This is a genomic window from Colwellia sp. RE-S-Sl-9, assembly GCF_048296855.1.
Lineage (GTDB): Bacteria > Pseudomonadota > Gammaproteobacteria > Enterobacterales > Alteromonadaceae > Pseudocolwellia.
On sequence record NZ_CP182631.1, the window covers coordinates 3,418,457 to 3,440,338 of the forward strand.

The window sequence follows — 21,882 nt, forward strand, 5'->3', positions numbered from 1 at the left end:
AAAACAAGGTTTGTAATTATTGGAAAAAAGACTAATTAAATTTTTCCAACTAAATCTAAAGAAGGTGCTAATGTTTCTAAACCTGGCTCCCAAGCTGCAGGACAAACTTCACCGTCGTGCGCTGCAACATATTGCGCTGCTTGAATTTTACGAACTAATTCTTTAGCAGAGCGGCCTATACCTAAGTCATGTACTTCAGCAATTTTAATTTCGCCTTCGGGGTTGATTACAAATGTACCGCGAAGTGCTAAACCGTCTTCTTCAATCATTACACCGAAGTTACGTGTAATTCTTCCTGTTGGGTCACCAATCATTGGGTATTGAATTTTGCCAATAGTGTCTGAGCTGTCGTGCCATGCTTTATGTGTAAAGTGTGTATCAGTTGATACTGAGTAAACTTCAACGCCCATTTCTTGAAGTTGTGCGTAATGGTCAGCCATGTCGCCTAATTCTGTAGGGCATACAAAGGTAAAGTCAGCAGGGTAGAAAAATACTACTGACCATTTTCCTGCTAAGTCAGCGTCACTTACTTCAATGAAATCACCGTTGCTATAAGCCGTTGCTTTAAATGGAAGTAATTTTGAGTTGATAATTGATTGAGTCATGTTGCTCTCCAAAGTTAATGTAAGTTTGAACGTTTTGTTCAGTGCTTTTGTTTAAGTTGGGATAAGTATATGGAATGATGTTTGATAGGTATAATTGAATAAAACAATATTAACGATAGTTTTTATCTATCGTTAAAGGAGTAACGAAGATAAAACCATTAGTAATGAGCTGGCCGTCATTAAATTAAAAATCTAGCCTTCTGTAGTTCTATTTTTAGCAAAGATTTAGTGAATTAATATAAGTTTAAGGGGCTTTTCTTTAATTGAGCTTTAGTGGTATGGAGCTAGCTCTTTGATATAGATATAAGGTGAGAACTCAACAGGCAAACGAGTTTGTTTGCCTGTAGGTTAAATAGTTTTTAAAATAACCAACCACTAGGGGCCGAAATTGCATGAAATTCTTGAAACGCGATGATACCTTCATAGCCTAAATTGCGACCAATACCACTATGTTTATGCCCTCCAAACGGAGCACGGCCATCTTGAGCTAATGGGCCATGGCCATTGAGGTAAGTATAGCCAGCTTGAAGTAAAGGTGCTATTTCAAGTGCTGTATTGCGATCTTCTGTCCAAATTGATGAACATAATCCAAATTCAGAATCATTAGCTAAACTGATGGCTTCTGCAATAGTGTCAAAGGGTATAATAGGTACAGCAGGACCAAATTGCTCCTCTTTGACTATACGTAAATTAATATCAGGGTTTAATACTAAGGTTGGTTTTTGAAAGTAACCTTTATTATATAGTGCTTGATCAGGTACTTGACCCAATTCAAGCACTTCTGCGCCAGCATCTTTCGCTTCTTGTATCATACTTGTAACAATACTATATTGTTTCTTATTATTTAATGGCCCCATAGTGGTTTCAGGCAAAGTACCATCACCAATAACCTGTTTAGAAGCAATAGCCGTTAAGCCATCTACCAATTCTTGATAGCGAGAACGATGAACATAGATACGTTTTAGCGCCATACAAATTTGTCCAGCAGACATAAATGAAGCAAGATACATTTTAGTTAAAGCCTCAGTATCTAATTTAGCATCTTCTAAAATTAATCCTGCATCGTTACCTCCTAGCTCTAGTGTGACTGGAACTAAGTTTTCTGCAGCAACTTTCATGACATGTTTGCCTATATTTATACTACCAGTAAAGTTGATCGTTCTGATCGCTGGATGACTTAATAGTGGGTCTCCAATGTTTTCAGAAGAGCCTGTAAGTAGATTAATAACTCCTGGTGGTAAAATTTCAGCCATTATACCTATAGCTTTGGCTGGAGCCATTGCTGCTTCTTTCGATAGTTTAATTACTACAGTATTACCTGCAATTAACGCTTGTCCTAGCTTGGCACCTAATATGGAAATTGGCCAGTTCCAAGGTACCACTAAAGCGGCTACACCTCTTGGCTGGCGCGTAATGATTGTATCAAAAGGAGGACCTGATAATTTTTCATCTTGGGATAAACGATCTGCGTAAGCTGCTACTTCTCGAAAACGGTCGCTAATACGAGTCATCTCTAAACCAGCTTCTTTAAGTATTTTACCGTGTTCTCGGGTAAATAATTGAATTCGATTTTGTAATTCGTTTTTATCAGCCATTAGCCTATCTGCTATTTTTAATAGGTAGTCAGCTCGTTCGTGATAGCTTAAACGCGCCCAAGTAGGCATAGCTGTTTCTGCTGCTTTACATGCTAAATTAACGTCTTCAATACCTGCACTTGCAACATGACCTACTAATTCATCAGGTTGCGCAGGATTATAAATTTTATATGTTTCACCTGAAATAGCTTGTGTGTACTGCCCGTTTATATACAGCTGGGTATGTGTTGTTTTTTGATTTGAAGTCATTATTTATCCCCTCTATTTATTATTCAACATGATTTTTATGTATTTTAGTAAGTAAATTTTTTTGGTCGTTTTATTTTTATTATCAAGGTAATAACAGTTTGTCTGAGAGTCCAAAATATCGTTCTCTTAAACAATAGAAGTTAAATATTAAATTTAAATAAACTCCTTTAATTAAATTAAAGTTAAACATTATTATTATTTAATGTCAATTAATAGACCTAGGTCCGCATGGTGGACCTTTTCTTTTTTTAGTATATAATTAAGTACGCTTAGATGTTTAAGTAGAATATGTCGAGTATATTTTTATAAAATAGCACGTGTTCTTAATGTCCTAGTTGTAAGGTACTCCTTAGAGTAAATAATATGTTGTATTATAATTTAAAATATTAATTTAATTTATTATTTGTTTTTTATTTCAATTATTTATGTTTTTCTTGGTGTGCTTTTAGAGTGATGTTTTTTAAATGAAAAACACTTTTTATCAAGAGGTTTTTTATTTGTATGTTCGATAAGTACCAATAAAATAATCATTGCTGCATTATTTTTAAAACTCTTTATTGCAATAATAGAGATATAATTAAACAACAACTGTACGGTGAAATATATGAAAAAGTTAAATACAAAAGTCGTCATAATTGGCTCTGGTCCAGCGGGTTTGTTCCTAGGACAACTATTACAAAATCAAGGTATTGATAACATAATTATCGATAATAAAAGTCAGGATTACATTCTTGGACGGATCCGTGCAGGTGTGCTTGAACAAAGTACGGTTAATATTGTTAGGGAAGCAGGTGTTAATCAGCGTATGGATCATGAAGGCTTGATTCATGAAGGTTTTACTATGGTCTGGGGAAATGATAACCAAAGGCAAAGAATACCTTTTACTGAGCTTACTAACGGTAAAATTATGATGGTATACGGCCAAACAGAATTAACTAAAGATTTTTTAGATGCCCGCAATGCCAGTGATGCTATATCTTTTTATGACGCTGAAAATGTTACTCCAGATAATATATACGGAGATACGCCAACAGTACGCTTTACCCATAACGGCGAAGAGTATGAAGTGAGTTGTGATTATATTGCCGGCTGTGATGGCTATCATGGTGTATCACGTCAATCAGTTCCAAGAGAAGAAATAACAGAATATGAATATGCTTATCCTTTTGGTTGGCTTGGTATTTTGGCTGATGTTCCGCCAGTAAGTCATGAGGTCTTATATCAACATCATGAAGATGGTTATGTTCTCTGTAGTATGCGTTCAAAAACCCGTAGCCGATATTATATTCAAGTACCTTTAGATGAAAAAATAGAAGATTGGTCAGCAGATAGGTTTTGGACAGAATTAAAACGACGATTACCCGATGATATTGCTGATAAAGTGGTTACTGGTCCTGCACTCGAAATGAGTATAGCGCCATTACGCAGTTTTGTTTGTGAGCCTCTTCGTTTTGGTAATTTATTTTTAGTAGGAGATGCCGCTCATATAGTTCCACCTACAGGTGCTAAAGGTCTGAATTTAGCAGCGAGTGATGCAAAAGAACTATTTGACGCATTGGTCGTACGTTACCAAAAAAATGACGCATCACATTTAGCTCAATATTCTGCTAAAGCATTGGATCGTATTTGGAAGGCAGAACGCTTTTCTTGGTCTATGACTAAATTGTTCCATCGACTTGATGAAAACCCTATTACCATGAAAATGCAATTAGCTGAAATTAGTTATTTGGCGAGCTCAAAAGCAGGCCAAACCACGATAGCAGAAAACTTTGTTGGTTTAGATTAATTGAACTAATATACCCTCCATTCTTAAGTAAATTAAGATAGTTTATCTTCGTTGCCAACATCATCATTTATATGATGTTGGCGCCTCACTTTAACTTTAAATTTTTTTGGGGTTATGCCCGTTTGTTTTTTAAAGAAACGTGAAAAATAGCTAACATCTTCAAATCCTAAGCGATATGCGACCTCTGATACAGATTGAAATGTATAAGCTAAATTTATTTTGGCTTCACTGATAATACGGATATGAATCACTTGTAAAGCCGACTTTCCTGCAATAGCTTGACAGATCCTATTGAGATGGGTTGCTGAAATTCGAAGTTGTGCGGCATATTCCGGTACTGATTTTTTTGCGACAAGAGGATAGCCAATCATATTTTGAAAACTTCGATAGAGCCACAGGCTTCTATCCTCTTGATAGGCGCCTTTATCATTATGAGCTCCTTGAAGTATTAATCGAGTTATGCGAGTTAAAATAAGTCCGAGTAAACATTGAATTGATAAGCTTCGATCTGGTTGACGACCAGAATATTCTGCTCGTAATTGTCTAAATAAGGGGGCAATAACCTCACTTAATTCTGGTTGTTCATCGTTATTAATATAGGAAGGTTGATCAAGTATTTTTTGACTTGATTTTGCATTAACTAACAGCTGATCCATATATATTTTTGATATTGTTATCATGATACCTTCAATATCATTTTGCACATTAAAGCGGTGCACATCGCCCGCAGGAATAATACAAAAACTTGGGGAGGTAATAGTGTAATTATTCCCGCGTATTTGCATTGAACCGCCACCTGAAAAAAAATAGCCTAGGTGGTATAGATCATCGTGGCGATGAGGTTCAATAATCCAGTTATTAAGCGCTGATGAGCTTTTAATATCATCAATATAAACAGGGTTTAACGAAAAATCGGTGTCAAAATCACCATAAATACGGTAGTTAGGAATGGCCTTTTGCATTTGACTCGCCTTTATTAAAAACTTTTAATATTAACACTAGTTCATTAGCGGGGGGAATTAAACGAGATGCAAGAAGTTAAATTAAGATTCTATTACATGATTATTAGTTGTCACAACAGGAGCTAAATTCATTATGTTACCGTGTTGGCTAAATAATCTAGAAATTTCTAGCGCTGTTTTACGTAACTGAGGTAAAAGAAAATCATTAAGTTGTTCTTCAGATACTGCATCACGAAGATATAAAATAGCTAAAGCGCCAAAAGGCACATTATCAGTAACTAAAGGGATTGCTGTTGCTCTAATTCCATCAATAGGAGAATGATAATCGGCTATTGCATAACCTCTCTGTTGAATGATCTCTATTTCTTGAACCGCCTTATCTACTAACTGTTTTGCTTCATCATCTGTTTTCATTAGAGAAGCGACCGCGTTTATCATTTTTTGTCTTTTAGTTATTGTTGTTGCTGATAAATAAGCTAGACCACTAGCAGATGATAATAAAGAAAAACGCCCTTGTTCGAATCGTTTTAGATAAATAGGTGCCGTATCTCTATTTGATGCTTGTACAACCATAGCAGCACCTTCCAGTATAAGAAGATCAGTCGGCCACTTCACTGTTTGAGCAAAATCATTGAGGTAATTTCTAGCGGCAACAGCAAAATTATTATCAGCAATCATAGGGCTGGCAAGAAGGCGAACTTTAGGTAGTGGCTTATATCCCCCAGCGGTGCGATCCATAGAGATATACCCTTCATTGCTAAGTGTTTTTAGTAAACGAATAACGGTAGCTTTTGGTAGACCAGTACTTGCAACAATTTGTGTTACAGTAGCCGGTGTTTTTTCATTTACAACTACTAAGATATTAAGTCCGCGAACTAAAGATTGTACACTTTTAGATTGTAGTTTTACGTTTTCATCTAATGTTTCAGTGTTTAGCTGATTGCGATCTTTTATCATTGCAATTTGATCTTTTTTAATTAATACAGTGAGCGCTATTATGCCTTTCATATTTTTTAATTTCAAACTAGAGTTGTTCTAAGTAGCTACTTTTCATATAAAAATATCATTGCTTATGAAATTAAAAAGAAATAGGTTTTGGGCTAGTAAATTGTGGGCTTAACGATATTTTTTTAACTTTTGGCTTGCTAATAAATCTGTTTTAAAAAGTAGTCATGGTTAGTAGTACAATGTAATAATTTATTCATTTAATTTTTTATTGAAATGTATTGAGTTATCTTAGAGAGTTTTACATAATTATTTTCATCAATCTTAGTGGAGATTAATATGAATGAATTTAATATTGAAAAGGTTGATTTAAACTTGTTAAAGTCATTGCAGGCTCTACTATCTGAGCGACATGTAGGTCGGGCTGCTAAACGTATGCATTTAAGTCAGTCAGCGATGAGTCATACTTTAAGTCGATTACGCAACACCTTTAATGATCCATTGTTTGTTCGAACGGCGAAAGGATTAGAACCTACAGCGCGGTTATTAGCTCTTTCTGGTGACCTCAATTCTATACTCAGTGATATAAGTACTTTGTTAGCGCCGAAATACTTTGAACCATCGAAAGTAAATAGTGTTTTTAGGCTGCAAACTCATAGTTTTATTATTTCTAGCTATTTAGCTCCTTTTTTTAAAAGGATCAATAAAGTTGCGCCTAATTTGATTTTTGAAACTCATGCTATTTCAGAATACAGTTATCAGCAGTTAGACAAAGGGGCTGTGGATTTAATTGTTGCCGCAGGGCATCAAGCACCTAACCAAATGATGCAACGTAAAATTGTAACAGAAGATCGTGTTTGCTTGGTTGATAAAAACCATCCTGCGATCTCTCATTGGAGTATCGACAATTTTTTAAAGTATCGCCATATAAAAAATACCTTATTAGAAGAGAAAGATGACCCTATTTCAAAAGCACTCAGTAAGTGTAAATTACCCGCTAGAGTGATTGGTTTTTATGCCGATGATATGCTTGCTCAGGGGGTTTTCCTAAAAGATTCTGAATTGATTGCTACCATTCCGCGTACTTTAGCTCAAATAGAGCAAGAGCAAAATGGTCATGTTATTCTACCATGTCCATTAGAAACTGATGCAGTAACAATCAAAGCAATTTGGCATGAGAGGAGCCAGAACGAACCACTACATCAATGGTTGCGAAACGAATTGGCTGCTATTAATTTTTCAGTTTAATTTGAAAAGCGTTTAATACTTATTTTGGTTTTTAAGTTTGTCCGACAGAATGCATGCAGAAAACATGTCTTCTCAGAAACATCGAGAATATTTTGTGCAAACTCATCAGATTCACTACTTTCTAAATATACATGGGTTTCTAATGGATCTGCCTGACCCAGCTTTCCGGTGCCACCGGAAGCACCTCCCAAAGTAAAATGTGAATCTTGCATAATACGGTAAGCACTAAGGTCTTTTTTATTCATTTTTGCATAGCGACCAAACTGGGTCATAAAGCAAAAGCCAATACCTGCGGAAATATAGCTTGTGGCATCAGGTGCTCTCCCTTGCCCCCCGTTTTCTGGGCCTTCTTCACAGAGTAAAGTAAATACAGAGCCATGTGGATTATAAAGGTACTGTACTATTTCTTTAATACCGTCAGGGCGTATAGTACATATACCTCTTAAATGTAATAACCGCTGTTGTTTATCTTGCAACGAAGCGCTTTTACCCGTAACAGAATGTTGATGTTTTGGTGTCATCGGTCCTTTAACACAATGCTTAGACCAATCACCTTCACAGGGGGTCACAATATCTAAGGTTACTCCCGGGTCTGGTTCGGCAGGTTGGCCCATAGTTAAAGCATTTTGTGTTTCTATTTCACTACCATTGTGAGATAAGGTGAATAAACTTTCATGCTGACCTCTCATTAAGCCATTTAATGGAGAGGCTGCCGTTGCATCTTGAACCAAGCGGAACAAGGTATTTTGATCAACATCGCTGTCTATTTGAACTTCCAAATCAACGTCATGTGCACTGGCTTCCATAGTACCTTTTACCATACTACCATCCATTCGATAATAATTGTCTTGGATTAATCGAATATTGTTGATGGTAATATCTCTAATTTTTGCTAGTGCGGTTATTTCGTTCATATAGGAGGCAACCATTCCAACAGTGAGATAACACAGTGGAGCAGGGGCCGTGTCAGTGCCGTCTAAATAGGCCCCTTCATCGCTGGCCATTCTCCAAGTATTGCCGGTTCGAGCAGAAGTTACTAAAGCTTCTTTTTGAAAAATTGTCATAGAATTTACTATAGTACGGAGATCTTCACCTAAGCGTGGTTCAGCAGCTTGCAATCCAATTTCTTCAGCATTGGATACTTTAAAGATTAGTGGTTTACCACATTCCAATAAAAGATTCTTCACCTTGTTTGACATGATTTTCTCCAAAGGTTTTAGTGTTTTTAATTTGATAAAATTTTACTTAAATAAGGAAATATAAAGTTGTTAATGTTTTACGTTAGACAACTTTATATTTAAGGCTTTATTATGTCTAAATGTTATTCGAAACTATAAGACAAGGTCACACCAAATTGGCGAGGGGCATTATAGGTAACAAATTGTTGTCCGCCACAACCTTCGCAATCCATAAATCCAATACCGCGTAAAATATTACCTTCTTGAACTTCGTCAGTTAGATTAGTAATATATAATTCAACTTTGTATTGCTGACTTGGACTGAACCAGAATAAACGAGCGTTAACGTTGTTATAGTCATCTGCTTTATCACCTGGTCTATTGGCAAAAGAGTAATATATTTCGTCTGTATATGAGGTTTCTAAACGGGTTCTAATAGCTCCACCATTTTCTAGGTCCCAATTACCAGTTAAGCTCAACGAATATGTTAATTCAGGAGAACGAGTTAATTGGTTGCCTGAGTAGTCAACACCATCGAAAATAAGATCTTTGTACTCGCTATCCATATAACCTAAACTGCTATCTAAGACCCAGTTATCGCCTAATAGCGCCACTACTTCCATTTCAATACCATTAACGGTAGCTTTACCAGCATTACCTGCAGCAGGACCGCTATTTTGGAAAATTTGGAATTGTAAATCTTCATAATTATTAGAGTAAACAGCTGCATTAAAACGAATGGTATCTTGCAAAAATTGGCTTTTAAACCCCACTTCAAAAGTGTTTACATACTCAGGATCATAAACCGCTTGGCGACCAGCTTGCACAATAGCCACTTGATTAATACCACCACTTTTATAGCCTCGTGCATATGAAGCATAAAGCAATGAGTTTTTTGCGTAGTTCCAATCTAGAGCAAATTTTCCAGTCACTTCTTGGGAATCTGTACCCACAGCGTCTTCAAATAATGGGCCAAATAATATATTTCTATTTGTGCCTTCTTTTTCGTCATCGGTATAACGTAAACCCAAGGTTGCAGATATATCGTCAGAAAAGTTATAGGTGCTTTGGGCAAATGCGGCCCATGAAGTGGTGGAGACGTCGCCACCTAATTTAACTCCTGCCTCTGTACCATTTACTGCTGCTAGTATATCAAAACGGCTTTCGAAAAAGGTGGAATACCTCTCCCCATCCTCGGTGAAATAATATAAACCCGCTAACCAGCGTAATTCGCTATTAGTCTCAGAAATAAATTGAATTTCTTGAGAGAATTGATCTGCTGTTTCAGTTAACACTAATTCACCAAGTGCTTTAGGTGAGCTATCAGTGTCTTGATGTGATTCATACTCAGACTCAGCATAAGCGGTGATTGACTTAATAGAAAAATTTTCAAATTCCCAATCGAGTGTACCTGATACTAAGAGAAAGTTGTTCTCTTGGCTTTCTTTAACATTTTTTCCTTCTTTAAAAGGACTAAGGTCATTTTCCAGCTTGTTACCATCAACAATAAAGTTATTGGTATCAGGTATTGGAGGACCGGAAAGCTCATCTGGGAACGGTGAGCGTACTTCGGCTTGTGTGCCAACTCCGCCATTTTTCACATAACTTGCACTTAGAGTGAAATCAAGTGAATTGTTAATATCGAAATAGAGGTGACCACGAAAACCACTAGAATCAGCGTCGTTGGCTTCAGTACCGCCAGCTACACTATTTTCAGTAAAACCATCACGATCTTCAGTAAAAGCAATAAAACGTCCTTGTACAGAGTCACTAAAAGGTAAGTTTACTGAAGCACGAACACGTCGCATATTATAATTACCTACCGTTGCATCTAAAGTACCACTTAAATAGTCTTGGGGTTTTCTGGTGATTAAGTTAATCGAACCGCCTGTAGCGTTTCGTCCGTACAGTGTGCCTTGTGGGCCTCTAAGAACTTCGACTCTTTCGGTATCAAATGCAGTAAATAATGTGCCGACAGGTCGACCAATATAGACACCATCTAAATGCATAGCGACGCCAGGATCTCCACCAGCAGTGGTATTTTCCATACCTATACCACGAATGGCGACAAAGGCGACGGGACCAAAGTTACCAAATTGTAATGAAGGCACTAAAGTACTTAAGTCACTAATACCGTCAAAACCGCTGTTTTCAAGATCTTCTTCACTTAATGCACTGACGGCGATAGGGATTTCTTGTAAATTTTCCGCTCGCTTTTGAGCGGTAACATTAATGACTTCAATTTTTTTATCTTCTGAGTCTTCTGCAAAGGCAGGAAGTGCGAAAGCTAGGCTAATAACGCTACTATATAGTGCAGTACGTATACCTGTTTGAACGGCACTTCTGATCATGTTTTTATTGTTGTTTGAACGATTGTTGTTTTGATTATTCATATTTCCCTCTTCAATTACTATTTATTGGTTTAAGTGAAAACCTTATATTTTATTTTTAGCATTGTTCTAAATCACCATATAGGAACAGTTATATTAGTTGTAATGAACAAATGTCCAACTCCATATGCATGATATTAATAATTAAGATATTTTATTATTTTTCAATTGCTTGTGTTTAAAATATAAGTGGTTAGACCCCTTTAAATATATAATTTCAATAGTTTGTTGGTTCTTATGGTGGACCTTGGTTCATTTATGTGGAATTATATATTCAGATAACAATATTATTGGTGGCGTCATAATCACACCTTTTGTATTTGAATATAAAAGATATCAGCACAGTAAAAATTCGCGTTATTGGTGTTACTTCAGGTCCTTGAATCAATAATGCTCTATTACCTGTTGAGTATGATGCTGCTTTGAATGCCAAAATGAACAAATGAGCATTTAAAATCAACGAAATAGATTAGGTAAGTATTATGAGTAAAAAAGTAGAAAACCTCCTAAGAGATAGTGGCAAACCTTTATTTTATAAAGTGGATAGTAATTCTGAATTAAACCTCAAAGCACCAGAGAAACGATTAGGAGAAGATTTACGGACTGCGGTGCGTTCATTAACTATTTTCCAAAAAGAAGCATTAGTTACTTCAGCAAAAACAGGGCAAACGTGGCGCTTAGCCAGCGATGAAGGTGCTTATCTTAATGGTACAGATTATGCCCCAGCACCATTATGTTTCTTAACCGTTGGTATGATTTCTTCTTATATGAATGAAGTCATTGCTCTTGCAAAAATACGCAATATAACGATTAAAAATATTCGTCTTATTCAAGATAATTATTACAGCATGGAAGGAAGTATGGTGCGTGGGACCATGATAGCCAGCGCTCATGATGTTGATTTAGAAGCTCAAATTGAATCTGATGCAAGTCGCAAAGATTTAATGCAATTGATGATGGATGCGATAGCAGCTTCACCACTTAATGGATTAATGAGAGGTAAGCACGAAAGTTTATTTACTCTTAGTCATAATGGTGAAGAGCTAGAACCTGAAAAAGCATTACCTATTGGTAAGCCTGTCTTGGTAGATCCAAAAGTATCAATGGATGAAGCGTTACCTGCTCAAGGTGACTGGAATGACATGTGTATAAAAGGAGGTCTGACACCTGAACATAAAAATTCTGTTAGTGGCGCAGGCTCTAGCCTTACTGATCACCAATCCCGACTACTGCATTTAAGAGCTTACTGTACATTACGAGACGATGGGATCAAAGAGATCACACAACACCTTTATAATCCACATGGTTCTGTTTTTACATTGTTATCTGAAGAAGGAGAAGGTAATGGTGGTAAAGGGCGTGCGCCAGATGCAACAACCTATATATCAGCAGGTATTGGTTTTTGTTTTATGACCCAATTTGGGCGTTACGCGAAAATGAATAATAAAAACCTCACGGATTATCGTATTGTGCAGGACTCCCATTTTACTTTAGGTGGTGCTTCAGGTGGTACGGGAGTCGCTGGTAAAGCAGATCCATTAGAGACACATGTTTATTTAAATAGTAGTGAAGATAATACCTTTGCTAAAAATATTCTTGATGTATCTGAGCAAACTTGTTTCTTACATGCCTTTTGTAAGACTGACTTAAAAACAAAAATCAAACTAGGTGATTATACACAAAGCAATACTGATTAGCTGCTAAGGAAAGGGGCTTATTCTATTTTCATTAAGATAAATTTAATCCAGATCCATTAACGTATTCTGGAATATTTAGGAGAATAATATGTTAGATAATAAAAAGATAGTTGTTACTGGTGCCGCATCAGGCATAGGAGCTAAAACTGTTGAACTTTTAAAGCAGCAAGGGGCCACTGTTATAGGTTTAGATATAGTTCCTGCTGCTAATGTTGATGAATTTATTCAGCTAGATTTAACAAGTAAGAGTTCTATTGATGCTGCAATTGATAAACTAGAAGGAATTGATGGTCTTTGTAACGTAGCTGGTTTACCACCTACCCAAGATAAAATAAAAGTAATGACAGTTAACTTAGTCGCATTACGTTATTTAACTGAAGGTGCTATTGCCAAGATGAATAATGGTGGCTCTATTGTAAATGTGGCTTCATTAGCTGGTATAGGATGGCCGAATTCAGTGGACGCTATTAAAGATTCATTAGCTAACATGAATTTTAATAATATCGAAGCATATTGTGAGAAACATGAAATTGTTGGACCACAAAGTTATTTCTTTAGTAAGGAAGCATTATTAGTTTGGACCATGTTAAATCGTTGGACTTGGCGCGAGCGTGGTATTCGTATGAATTGTGTAAGTCCCGGCCCTGTAAATACCCCTATTTTGAAAGACTTTATTGAAACACTTGGCGAGCGTGCTGAAGAAGACATGAAAGTTATGGATAGAACAGGTACACCTGAAGATATCGCCCCTGTAATTTCGTTTTTATTAAGTGACGCTAGCGCTTGGCTGCGTGGCATTAATATTCCTGTTGATGGCGGAATGTCATCTCATGTTATGGAAAAAATGCATGATCTAGCTTAAGTGAGTATCGCGCTCAATTTTAGCCTCTCTTATAAACTAATTATCAAGTAATAAGGCGAAAAATATGTCTAAATTAAGTATTAAAACTCTTATCAGCACTATTGTTGTCATGCTTTTTACTGTTGAAGGTAACGCTAGTGTTGAATCTGAAGCTACGCAATTATTAATTAAGCGTAATGCGGAGTTTGAAAAACAGATCATTCAACTTAGCGATAATATATATACCGCTGTTGGCTATGGTGTATCGCCTATCAGTATGATTGAAGGTGCAGATGGTATTATTATTATTGATACTGGAATTGATGCGAATATAGGTCAGCAAGTAAGGGAAAAATTTCGAGAGATTACCGTAAAGCCAGTAAAAGGTATTATTTTTACTCATGGACATGGAGATCATACAGGTGGAGCTATTGCCTTTAAAGATAATACAGATGTAGCTGTTTGGGCTCATCATGGATATGGACATGAAGCTAGCTTTGCTCATAAAGCTGGTCTTACTATTCAGCAGAAACGTGGAGCTAGGCAAGGTGGCTTTTTGTTATTACCTGAGCAACGAATCAATAATGGCGTTGCGCAAGCTTATTGGCCAAAAAGAAAAGGAGGCGCATTTGACGCTGCAAGCGACACTTACCCCACAGATTGGTTAAGGGATAACCGACAAACTATATCTATTGCAGGAATTGAACTTCAACTTGTTGCTGCTGCTGGCGAGACGGATGATCAGCTTTATGTATATTATCCTGGAAAGCGTGCTTTATTTTCTGGCGATAATTTTTATAAATCGTGGCCAAATATATACCCTATTAGAGGTGTTGCATATCGTGATGTTGGTCAGTGGATAAAATCACTTGAAGATATGTTAAAAGAGAAACCAAGTATATTAGTTGGCGGACATACTAGACCAATACTAGGTACAGAGAAGGTTGCTGAAACACTTAGCAATTATCATGAAGCAATCTCATTTTTATTTAATAAGACTATTGAAGGTATGAACTTAGGTTTAACACCTAACCAATTAGTTGATTATGTAATTCTTCCAGATAAATTCAAAAATGTAGACTATTTAAAACCATACTACGGTCACCCTGAGTGGGCTATTAGATCAATATTTAATGGTTATTTAGGATGGTTTGATGGTAATCCCAGTAATTTATTTCCACTTTCAGATAAAGAATTAGCCACTCGTACTGCTGAGTTAGCAGGTGGTGTGGATGTATTAATCAAGCGAGCAGAACAAGCATTACTGAAAAATGATCCGCAATGGGCTGCTCAGTTATGTGATCATATTTTGGCACTAGAACCTAATAATAAAGAGACTTTACAAGTAAAAGCTAAAGCCTTAACTAAGCTGGCTGAAAGCCTATTAACAGCCACAGGTAGAAATTATTACCTAACAGTTGCCAAAGAGCTAATAAATAAGGCGAATAAACTATAACAACTAAAAAAATATAACAATAAAGGGGAGAGGTTATGATTATATCTAAACCAACAATTAAAGTAAGCGACATATCTATTGCAGTAGCACTTTCTGTAAGTACATCATTTCCAGCATTGGCAGAACTGGAAATTATAGAAGTTAGATCAACAAAAAGGGTTGAATCTGTTCAATCTGTACCAATTGCCATGAATACACTGAGTGGTGAAGAGTTAGTTAAAAATGGTGTAGATGATATTAATGACATTACTACATTGTTTCCCAATATTAGTGTGTCATCTAACTCACAAGTTGTTGCTCAATACAGGATCCGTGGTGTTGGTACATCTAACTTTCAATCAAACGCGGTAAGTGCTGTTGGTTTATATTATGATGAAGTAGTACTACCCACACCATTCTCTAGTTCTATAGGAATTTATGATTTAGAACAAGTTGAAGTGTTAAGGGGTCCGCAAAATACTTTATTTGGACGAAATACCACTGGTGGTGCTGTTAACTTTATATCTAAAAAACCAGACGTAGGCACGGGAGAGGTTGAAGGTTATAGTCGATTGACGGTAGGCTCATTTGATAAGCGTGATTTTGAAGGTGCCGTAAATATACCGTTAGGAGATGACTGGGCTGCTAGGATTTCGATGCAATCGAACAACCGTGGAGATGTTTTTAAAAATTTAGTAGCAGAGCAGGATGACGTTGGCGGTATTGAACGTCATTCAGGTCGTATTCAACTTATATGGGAGCCTTCTGATAATACTAATTTATTGTTCAATATTCATTCTGGAGTAAATCGTAGTGATGCCGGTTATGGTAAAGCAAATGGTATTGTAGATCCTAACGGCGGTAATTGTTTTGAAAACGGGTTAGTTACCGTTTTACAACTTGCAGATTTTGAATCAGAAAATTCATGTGTGACACAGATTTCTGGTCCATTTGGTCCAGGTGAGCAGGCAAACACTTCTACTGATGATTGGCGTTCGCTGTATAGCGTTTCTTCTAATACCGGAAATATAGATATATTTGGTGGTTTCGTAAAACTTAAACATAATTTCAATGATATGTCTTTCACTTCTATTAGCTCATACGACAGTACCGAAGTTTATTTCCGTGAAGATGAAGGTGCCGCTCCTTTTGATACTTTTCATCCAACTCAAGATGTAGAGTTTGACTCATATAGTCAAGAGCTTCGTTTACAATCCGATGGCGATGGCCCATTTCGCTGGATGGCTGGTTATTATTATTTTTATGATAAGTCTGAACAGATGGTTGCAGCTACAGTCGCATTAAAAAGTGGCTCATTAGAACCTCTGCATACATCATTGAGCGCTGTTGTACTTGAACAAAAAAATACGGTGAATTCACTTTACGGTAAATTTGACTATGAATTTTCTCCAAAATGGGATTTAAGTTTTGGTTTACGTTGGACTGATGAGGAAAAGGAAGGAGATAGAACAGGTATAGTTACTGGTCCTGGTGTAGGTACAGGGAATTTTGGACATGATTACACACTTAATGAAGTATTGGCATTTGATAAGGTTATACGTACCGACTCTAATACACTTGTAAATGAGAAAGTAGGTTATAACTTAATGCTTACATATCAAGCGAGTCGAGATGTCATGTTATACGGTAGTATGGCAAACGGTTTTAAAGCAGGAAGTTTTGATATAAGAGCTTTAGCTATAACGACTTGGGGTACTGAAGATGAACAAGAAGTGCAACCTGAAACTCTCGATTCAATAGAAGTCGGTTTTAAATCACTATTGCTTGATCGAAACTTAAAGCTGAATGTTTCTTATTTTATGTACGACTTTCATGATTTACAGGTGTTTGCAGTACAAAATGGTATTCCTGGCCTATTCAATATACCTGAAACTGAGTTATCTGGCTTTGATGTTGAAATCACATATGTACCAGATCCTGATTGGCAAATTAATGCAGGGTTAGGTTATCTTGATTCAGAAATTGTTGATAATGGTAATATTTCAAGCTTCGAAGAAGGAGGAGAATTATCTCAATCACCAAAATTTACGGCTAATATGCAAATAGTTAGAGATATTGAGCTTGATTCTGGGTTGATTCAATTACAAGCTACATACCGTTATGTAGGCGAGCGTTTGAGTCAATTACCTGATACGGGTGTTGGTGATTTAGACAGCGAAAATTGGTTGAACTTACGAGGTAGTTATATTTTTGGTGATGATAGTCAATACGAACTGACATTATTTGTAGACAATGTAACAGGGGTTAAGTCCTGTAGTGAGTCACAGGCACTTAGTGGTCCATCAGGTGCAGGAGCCGGTGAACCAGGTCCAACTTGGGTTGTTAAGTGTACCCCTAATGAAGGTGAAGCCTTGTGGGGGATTTCGGGAAGTATAAACTTTTAAAGATAGTGATATCAGAAGGCAAACTGATAACCACTACGTTCTAAGTTCTATCGTGTTTGGGCATCTTAAATAGATGTCCAAGTTTCGTTATTCAATTTCTTTTGGTACTTTATTATGCAGACTTATTTTAATAAATGGCTATTATTATGTTTATTGTCCACATCATTTGGATGTTTATCTTATGAGAAGGAAAATACCCAGAAAAAAAATATAAAATCACCCAATATTATTGTCATCATGGCCGATGATTTAGGGTTTTCTGATATTAAACCATATGGCGGAGAAATTAATACGCCTTCTTTACAACAATTGGCTAACGATGGTGTTAAATTTGGTCGATTCTATACTTCGCTAACTTGCTCACCTTCGCGTTCAATGTTGTTAACAGGAAGCGACAACCATATCGTTGGATTAGGGAATATGGCCGAAACCATTGCTGATAACCAAGTGGGGTTACCTGGCTATGAGACACATTTGAATTTTTCAGCCAGTACGCTGCCCGAAGAGCTCAAAAAACGCGGTTATAATACTTTTATGGCAGGGAAATGGCATTTAGGATTAGAAAAAGCGTATAGTCCTACGGCGAGAGGCTTTGATAAGACTTTTGCTTTGTTATTTGGAGGAGGTAGTCATTATCAAAATGGATTTGGTATAGATATTTATCGTAAAAAATCACTATATAGGGAAAATGGACAATTAATCGAAAAACTACCTGAGGGTTTTTTTAGTTCTGATTTTTATACAAATAGAATTATAGAAAACATAAAAGCTGATCAATCTAGTAATAAGCCTTTCTTTGCGTATCTAGCGTTTACAGCTCCACATTGGCCTTTACAATTTCCACCTGACTATAATGGCAAATACAAAGATACATATACGCAAGGATGGCAATCAATTCGTAGCAAACGTATTACACGCCTTAAAAAATTAGGTTTATTGGCAAATAATATTGATCACGCAGCCTTATCATCTAACTTACCTAATTGGCAGTCATTAACCGAATCAGAACGTAAGCTCGCAGCAAAAGATATGGAAATATATGCAGCAATGGTTGATAACATGGATGTTAATATAGGTAGGCTGACTGATTTTTTAAAGGAAATAGGCGAATATGAAAATACTGCGATACTTTTTCTTTCCGATAATGGTGCTGATTCATGGGGCGCTAAAAAGATCCCTAAAGAAATAGAAGAGTTTGCTGATACTTTTGATAATTCTCTGGAAAACAGAGGAAATATAAATTCTTTTGTACTTTATGGCCAGCATTGGGCAAGAGTGAGTAGTACACCATTTAGAGCATTTAAAGGAAATACAACAGATGGTGGGATGAGAGTTCCAGCTGTTTTAAAGCTACCTAATAAACAAGTGGGTCTATATCAACAGTCTGTTGGTATTGAACAGATAAAATCTCTTATGCTGACACTTTCAGAACAGCCAGATATCACATTAAGAGAAGCTCTTTCGGTTAACCATAAAGTCAAGTATTTAGGCCGAGAGCTATGGGGGAAAGTCGGAGTGATAGATGAAAACTGGAAATTAATTAAGTTGCCACCACCAATAGGTTCAGGACAATGGCAATTATTTAATACCGATAATGACCCGAGTGAACTTAATGACTTATCGAAAATTAAGCCAAAAAAGATGAAGGAAATGTTAATGCTTTGGCAAGAATATATAGATGAAACTAAGCTCGTATTACCCCAAGGAAAGTTTAAAATTAGAGCAGGAGGCGAACTCCCTAAAGATTAATTATGCTAAGTTGGTTAATTATGTGAGCACTTAGCAATAATTAAAAGGTTATAGAAACAGGCTTATTTTGAATGTGAAGTTTGTACCTGACTAGCTTAATATCAAGTTGATGAATTTATTAATCAGCTTGGTATTAGCTTATTTCAAATCAGTGTATAAAGTTGTAAGCCATTTTTCTTCAGTGATGAAATTCCAATTGAAGCTTTTATACTTTTCGCCAATGCCTTGTTGGATTACTTGTTCTAACGTTAATTTATCTGCAATCGCTTTTTCTACACGGCTAATGCTAAATTCAAGCATGGTTATTAAGTCTTTTAAGCCGTTCATATCTGTTAAATTACCATGACCTGGAATAATTTTAGTGGTTTTAGGGAAACGATTTAAAATACTTTTTGCATTCGCTAAGTAGCCTTTAACTGAGCCACCATTGCTTAAATCTATAAACGGGAAACGACCTTGAAAAAATAAATCGCCCATATGTAATACATTCGCTTTTTTAAAATACACAACCGTGTCGCCATCGGTATGTCCGCTAGGGTAGTGTGATAGCTCAATTGTTTCGTCGCTTAAGTGAATAGTAATACCGTTTTCATAGGTAATCACAGGAAGTGAGGCCTGGTCATGATCACTTTTACTTGATAAACGCTTTCTTACATTATGGTGAGCAAATATAGGTGCATGATGTGAGAAGTAGCTATTACCTCCCGTATGGTCGTCATGCAAATGAGTATTTACAATATATTTTAAAGGCTTATCAATAATATTTTGCATGGCTGATTCTATTTTTTCAGCCAAGGGCTCAAATTGATCATCAACCATAAGTAGGCCTTCGGGGGTTGCCAATACACCTATATTACCCCCAGTTCCTTCTAGCATGTAAACATTGCCAGCGACTAATTGAGTGTTAATTATAACTTTGTCGAATTTATTTGCTTGAACGTTATAGCTTGTAAGATTGGTGATTAATAAAGTGATACCTAAGATAAATATTTTCATTTTATACCCGTCGATTATGCTTTTTATTGAGGTGATATAGTAAACGAGTAAAAGCTTTTATCAATACTGTTATTTAGTATATGACTTACAATATAAGCTTATATACCCGTAGCCATTCAAGATGCACTTTAAAATACACATCTTGATTGGTAACGGGTATAGATTAAATTGTAATTTAATGTAAATAGTGTATCTATCAATATACATAATCGATTACAATATTATGTATAAAGCTAACAACAGATTTGTTTTTAAAGTGGTACGGATAGATATATTCGTACAATAAAACATAATGTTTAATCTAAAGCTATTTACGGATGAATACTAAATCAATATTCCCTTCTAAAATTGTACACTCGAAAAATATTATTCGAGAACCTATAGTCGATCATCGTCATAATATCTTTGCTTACGAATTATTACCTGTACATTTAAGTACGAATATAGAGACCTTTCCTACTTTATCTGCTTCAGATGATCTTGAACATCTTAATAAATTAATGGTAAGTGAAATTGAAAAAATACCTGAGCATCTTGTCATTTTTACTCATTTTCCGGCGAGTTCATTTTTACATGTTCCTGCAATAGCTAATAGAGTCGTTGAAGAAGTGGAGTTTATAAATAGTTTCAAGTCTTTCGGCGATTCAATAACACGATTAAAAAGGTCACAAATAAGGTTTTGCAGTGATCATGATGTAAGCGCTTCCTCTGAAGTTGTTACCTATATAAAGTTCAAAGCAGAGCTACCTATTATTAGAACTTTGCTCAAAATAAAAAAGGTAAAACATAGCTACCCTAAAAGCAAAATCGTTGTGTCAGATATTGCAAGTGATAATGTTTTTTGTCAGTTACAAAATGCGGGATGTGATTATTTTCAAGGCAAGTACATATCTCGACAATTACTCAAAAAAGCAAAGAGCGAAGATAAGTCGAGCAATGTAAGCTTTAATTTACTTGTATTAGTATTAGATAAACAAGTGAGTTTTATTTCAGTTTTAAAAAAAACTATACAAGATACAGATTTAACGTTTAAGTTCTTACTGTTAATAAATGCTTTATTTAAAAAGAAAAAAATTGAATTTACTACACTAGAGCAGGCATTAAACCGTCTTGGGGAAAACGTACTTAGAAAGGTTGTTTTAATTACGTTGATGAGTGAATTAGATCATGAAGACATTAAACCATTGTCTATCACTAGCTTAACTCGAGCACATTTTATATCGGCTATGCTGAAAGCAAAACGTGTGAAATATGCTGGGAGTGGCTATTTAACAGGGTTACTTTCTTTGTTAGATAGTATGTTAGATGAAGATATAGAAACCATTGTTTTTCAACTACATTTACCTTCAGATGTTATGCGAGCTTTACTTGACCATCATGGTATTTTAGGAAATTTACTTTTAATTTGTAAAATGATGGAAAGTCATAAGTGGTTTGATGTGAACAAGCTGTGCCAAGAATATGATTGGTGTGTAGATCAAGTGATAAATAAGTACAGTAATGCGTTAAATTTTTCCAACGGTGTTTTTATGTACAAAAACATACTTTAAAGAGATTAAAAATTATTTGATAAATGTTAACAATGTAAATAAGTTGTTATCAGGTTTTTATATTTTAACTATTTGAAATATAGAATAAAGTTAAAGTTTTTTGTTTTGCTAGTAAAAATAAAGAGTAAATAAATATTTTGTAAATTCTTGTTTATGGGTTGTTTGTTTTTTATACTTTTGTCGGTTGGTAAATAGCATAAAATATACACTATGCGCAACATTTCAGTCAGAGTAATATTTTTTAAGTGATC

At 35.8% G+C, this 21,882-nt stretch carries 15 protein-coding genes; 8 read left to right on the forward strand and 7 right to left on the reverse strand.

The annotated features are described in order from the left end of the window. Positions 1 to 35: 35 nt before the first annotated feature. Together ahpC and ACM9HF_RS14770 are read right to left on the reverse strand one after the other, a co-directional pair. The gene (gene ahpC, locus ACM9HF_RS14765; protein WP_473610358.1) at positions 36 to 605 is read right to left on the reverse strand and encodes an alkyl hydroperoxide reductase subunit C; all 570 of its coding nucleotides are present in this window, start codon (positions 603 to 605) and stop codon (positions 36 to 38) included. Between the two features lie 359 nt (positions 606 to 964). Continuing rightward, positions 965 to 2,449 (reverse strand): aldehyde dehydrogenase family protein, encoded by a 1,485-nt coding sequence (locus ACM9HF_RS14770; RefSeq protein ID WP_473610361.1) that lies wholly within the window; start codon positions 2,447 to 2,449, stop codon positions 965 to 967. Between the two features lie 604 nt (positions 2,450 to 3,053). Between ACM9HF_RS14770 and pobA the strand changes: the two genes are divergently transcribed. Continuing rightward, the gene (pobA, locus tag ACM9HF_RS14775; RefSeq protein WP_473610364.1) at positions 3,054 to 4,235 is read left to right on the forward strand and encodes a 4-hydroxybenzoate 3-monooxygenase; all 1,182 of its coding nucleotides are present in this window, start codon (positions 3,054 to 3,056) and stop codon (positions 4,233 to 4,235) included. Positions 4,236 to 4,267: 32 nt separating this feature from the next. Here the strand turns inward: pobA and ACM9HF_RS14780 are convergent, their stop codons facing one another. Both ACM9HF_RS14780 and ACM9HF_RS14785 read right to left on the reverse strand, forming a co-directional pair. Next, the gene (locus tag ACM9HF_RS14780; RefSeq protein WP_473610368.1) at positions 4,268 to 5,197 is read right to left on the reverse strand and encodes a helix-turn-helix domain-containing protein; all 930 of its coding nucleotides are present in this window, start codon (positions 5,195 to 5,197) and stop codon (positions 4,268 to 4,270) included. 81 nt (positions 5,198 to 5,278) lie between these two features. Further along, a complete protein-coding gene (locus ACM9HF_RS14785; RefSeq protein ID WP_473610372.1) occupies positions 5,279 to 6,154 on the reverse strand; it encodes a helix-turn-helix domain-containing protein in 876 nt (291 codons plus the stop codon). A 327-nt stretch (positions 6,155 to 6,481) separates the two neighbouring features. Between ACM9HF_RS14785 and ACM9HF_RS14790 the strand changes: the two genes are divergently transcribed. Then, positions 6,482 to 7,390, forward strand: coding sequence for a LysR family transcriptional regulator (locus ACM9HF_RS14790; RefSeq protein ID WP_473610376.1), 909 nt, complete (start codon positions 6,482 to 6,484; stop codon positions 7,388 to 7,390). Here the strand turns inward: ACM9HF_RS14790 and ACM9HF_RS14795 are convergent. Beyond that, positions 7,387 to 8,454 carry an OsmC family protein gene (locus ACM9HF_RS14795; RefSeq protein WP_473610380.1) on the reverse strand — a complete coding sequence of 356 codons (1,068 nt, stop codon included), beginning with the start codon at positions 8,452 to 8,454 and terminating at the stop codon, positions 7,387 to 7,389. The genes ACM9HF_RS14790 and ACM9HF_RS14795 overlap by 4 nt on opposite strands. Before the next feature lie 257 nt (positions 8,455 to 8,711). Next, positions 8,712 to 10,961 carry a TonB-dependent receptor gene (locus ACM9HF_RS14800; RefSeq protein ID WP_473610384.1) on the reverse strand — a complete coding sequence of 750 codons (2,250 nt, stop codon included), beginning with the start codon at positions 10,959 to 10,961 and terminating at the stop codon, positions 8,712 to 8,714. A 479-nt stretch (positions 10,962 to 11,440) separates the two neighbouring features. On the opposite strand from ACM9HF_RS14800, the gene ACM9HF_RS14805 reads away from it, so the two are divergent. From ACM9HF_RS14805 to ACM9HF_RS14825, 5 genes are all read left to right on the forward strand, one after another. After that, positions 11,441 to 12,655 carry an OsmC family protein gene (locus ACM9HF_RS14805; RefSeq protein WP_473610388.1) on the forward strand — a complete coding sequence of 405 codons (1,215 nt, stop codon included), beginning with the start codon at positions 11,441 to 11,443 and terminating at the stop codon, positions 12,653 to 12,655. Between the two features lie 88 nt (positions 12,656 to 12,743). Continuing rightward, a complete protein-coding gene (locus tag ACM9HF_RS14810; RefSeq protein ID WP_473610391.1) occupies positions 12,744 to 13,517 on the forward strand; it encodes a coniferyl-alcohol dehydrogenase in 774 nt (257 codons plus the stop codon). Between the two features lie 64 nt (positions 13,518 to 13,581). Continuing rightward, complete coding sequence (locus ACM9HF_RS14815) at positions 13,582 to 14,952, forward strand: alkyl sulfatase dimerization domain-containing protein (RefSeq protein ID WP_473610395.1); 1,371 nt, start codon at positions 13,582 to 13,584, stop codon at positions 14,950 to 14,952. A 35-nt stretch (positions 14,953 to 14,987) separates the two neighbouring features. Then, on the forward strand, positions 14,988 to 17,336 hold the full coding sequence (locus ACM9HF_RS14820) for a TonB-dependent receptor (protein ID WP_473610398.1): 2,349 nt from the start codon (positions 14,988 to 14,990) through the stop codon (positions 17,334 to 17,336). A gap of 114 nt (positions 17,337 to 17,450) precedes the next feature. After that, positions 17,451 to 19,085, forward strand: coding sequence for an arylsulfatase (locus tag ACM9HF_RS14825; RefSeq protein WP_473610402.1), 1,635 nt, complete (start codon positions 17,451 to 17,453; stop codon positions 19,083 to 19,085). Between the two features lie 138 nt (positions 19,086 to 19,223). Here ACM9HF_RS14825 and ACM9HF_RS14830 read toward each other — a convergent pair whose 3' ends face one another. Further along, positions 19,224 to 20,081: an MBL fold metallo-hydrolase gene (locus ACM9HF_RS14830; RefSeq protein WP_473610405.1), complete on the reverse strand. Its 858-nt coding sequence runs from the start codon at positions 20,079 to 20,081 to the stop codon at positions 19,224 to 19,226. A 317-nt stretch (positions 20,082 to 20,398) separates the two neighbouring features. Between ACM9HF_RS14830 and ACM9HF_RS14835 the strand changes: the two genes are divergently transcribed. Further along, entirely contained in the window at positions 20,399 to 21,631 is a 1,233-nt protein-coding gene (locus ACM9HF_RS14835; RefSeq protein WP_473610410.1) for a YuxH family protein, read from the forward strand. Positions 21,632 to 21,882: the final 251 nt, after the last annotated feature.

Bases quoted from the DNA above. Each gene is read 5' to 3' on its own strand.
- ahpC (WP_473610358.1), bottom strand. From the start codon at position 605: ATGACTCAATCAATTATCAACTCAAAATTACTTCCATTTAAAGCAACG.
- ACM9HF_RS14770 (WP_473610361.1), bottom strand. From the start codon at position 2,449: ATGACTTCAAATCAAAAAACAACACATACCCAGCTGTATATAAACGGG.
- pobA (WP_473610364.1), top strand. From the start codon at position 3,054: ATGAAAAAGTTAAATACAAAAGTCGTCATAATTGGCTCTGGTCCAGCG.
- ACM9HF_RS14780 (WP_473610368.1), bottom strand. From the start codon at position 5,197: ATGCAAAAGGCCATTCCTAACTACCGTATTTATGGTGATTTTGACACC.
- ACM9HF_RS14785 (WP_473610372.1), bottom strand. From the start codon at position 6,154: ATGATAAAAGATCGCAATCAGCTAAACACTGAAACATTAGATGAAAAC.
- ACM9HF_RS14790 (WP_473610376.1), top strand. From the start codon at position 6,482: ATGAATGAATTTAATATTGAAAAGGTTGATTTAAACTTGTTAAAGTCA.
- ACM9HF_RS14795 (WP_473610380.1), bottom strand. From the start codon at position 8,454: ATGACAATTTTTCAAAAAGAAGCTTTAGTAACTTCTGCTCGAACCGGC.
- ACM9HF_RS14800 (WP_473610384.1), bottom strand. From the start codon at position 10,961: ATGAATAATCAAAACAACAATCGTTCAAACAACAATAAAAACATGATC.
- ACM9HF_RS14805 (WP_473610388.1), top strand. From the start codon at position 11,441: ATGAGTAAAAAAGTAGAAAACCTCCTAAGAGATAGTGGCAAACCTTTA.
- ACM9HF_RS14810 (WP_473610391.1), top strand. From the start codon at position 12,744: ATGTTAGATAATAAAAAGATAGTTGTTACTGGTGCCGCATCAGGCATA.
- ACM9HF_RS14815 (WP_473610395.1), top strand. From the start codon at position 13,582: ATGTCTAAATTAAGTATTAAAACTCTTATCAGCACTATTGTTGTCATG.
- ACM9HF_RS14820 (WP_473610398.1), top strand. From the start codon at position 14,988: ATGATTATATCTAAACCAACAATTAAAGTAAGCGACATATCTATTGCA.
- ACM9HF_RS14825 (WP_473610402.1), top strand. From the start codon at position 17,451: ATGCAGACTTATTTTAATAAATGGCTATTATTATGTTTATTGTCCACA.
- ACM9HF_RS14830 (WP_473610405.1), bottom strand. From the start codon at position 20,081: ATGAAAATATTTATCTTAGGTATCACTTTATTAATCACCAATCTTACA.
- ACM9HF_RS14835 (WP_473610410.1), top strand. From the start codon at position 20,399: ATGAATACTAAATCAATATTCCCTTCTAAAATTGTACACTCGAAAAAT.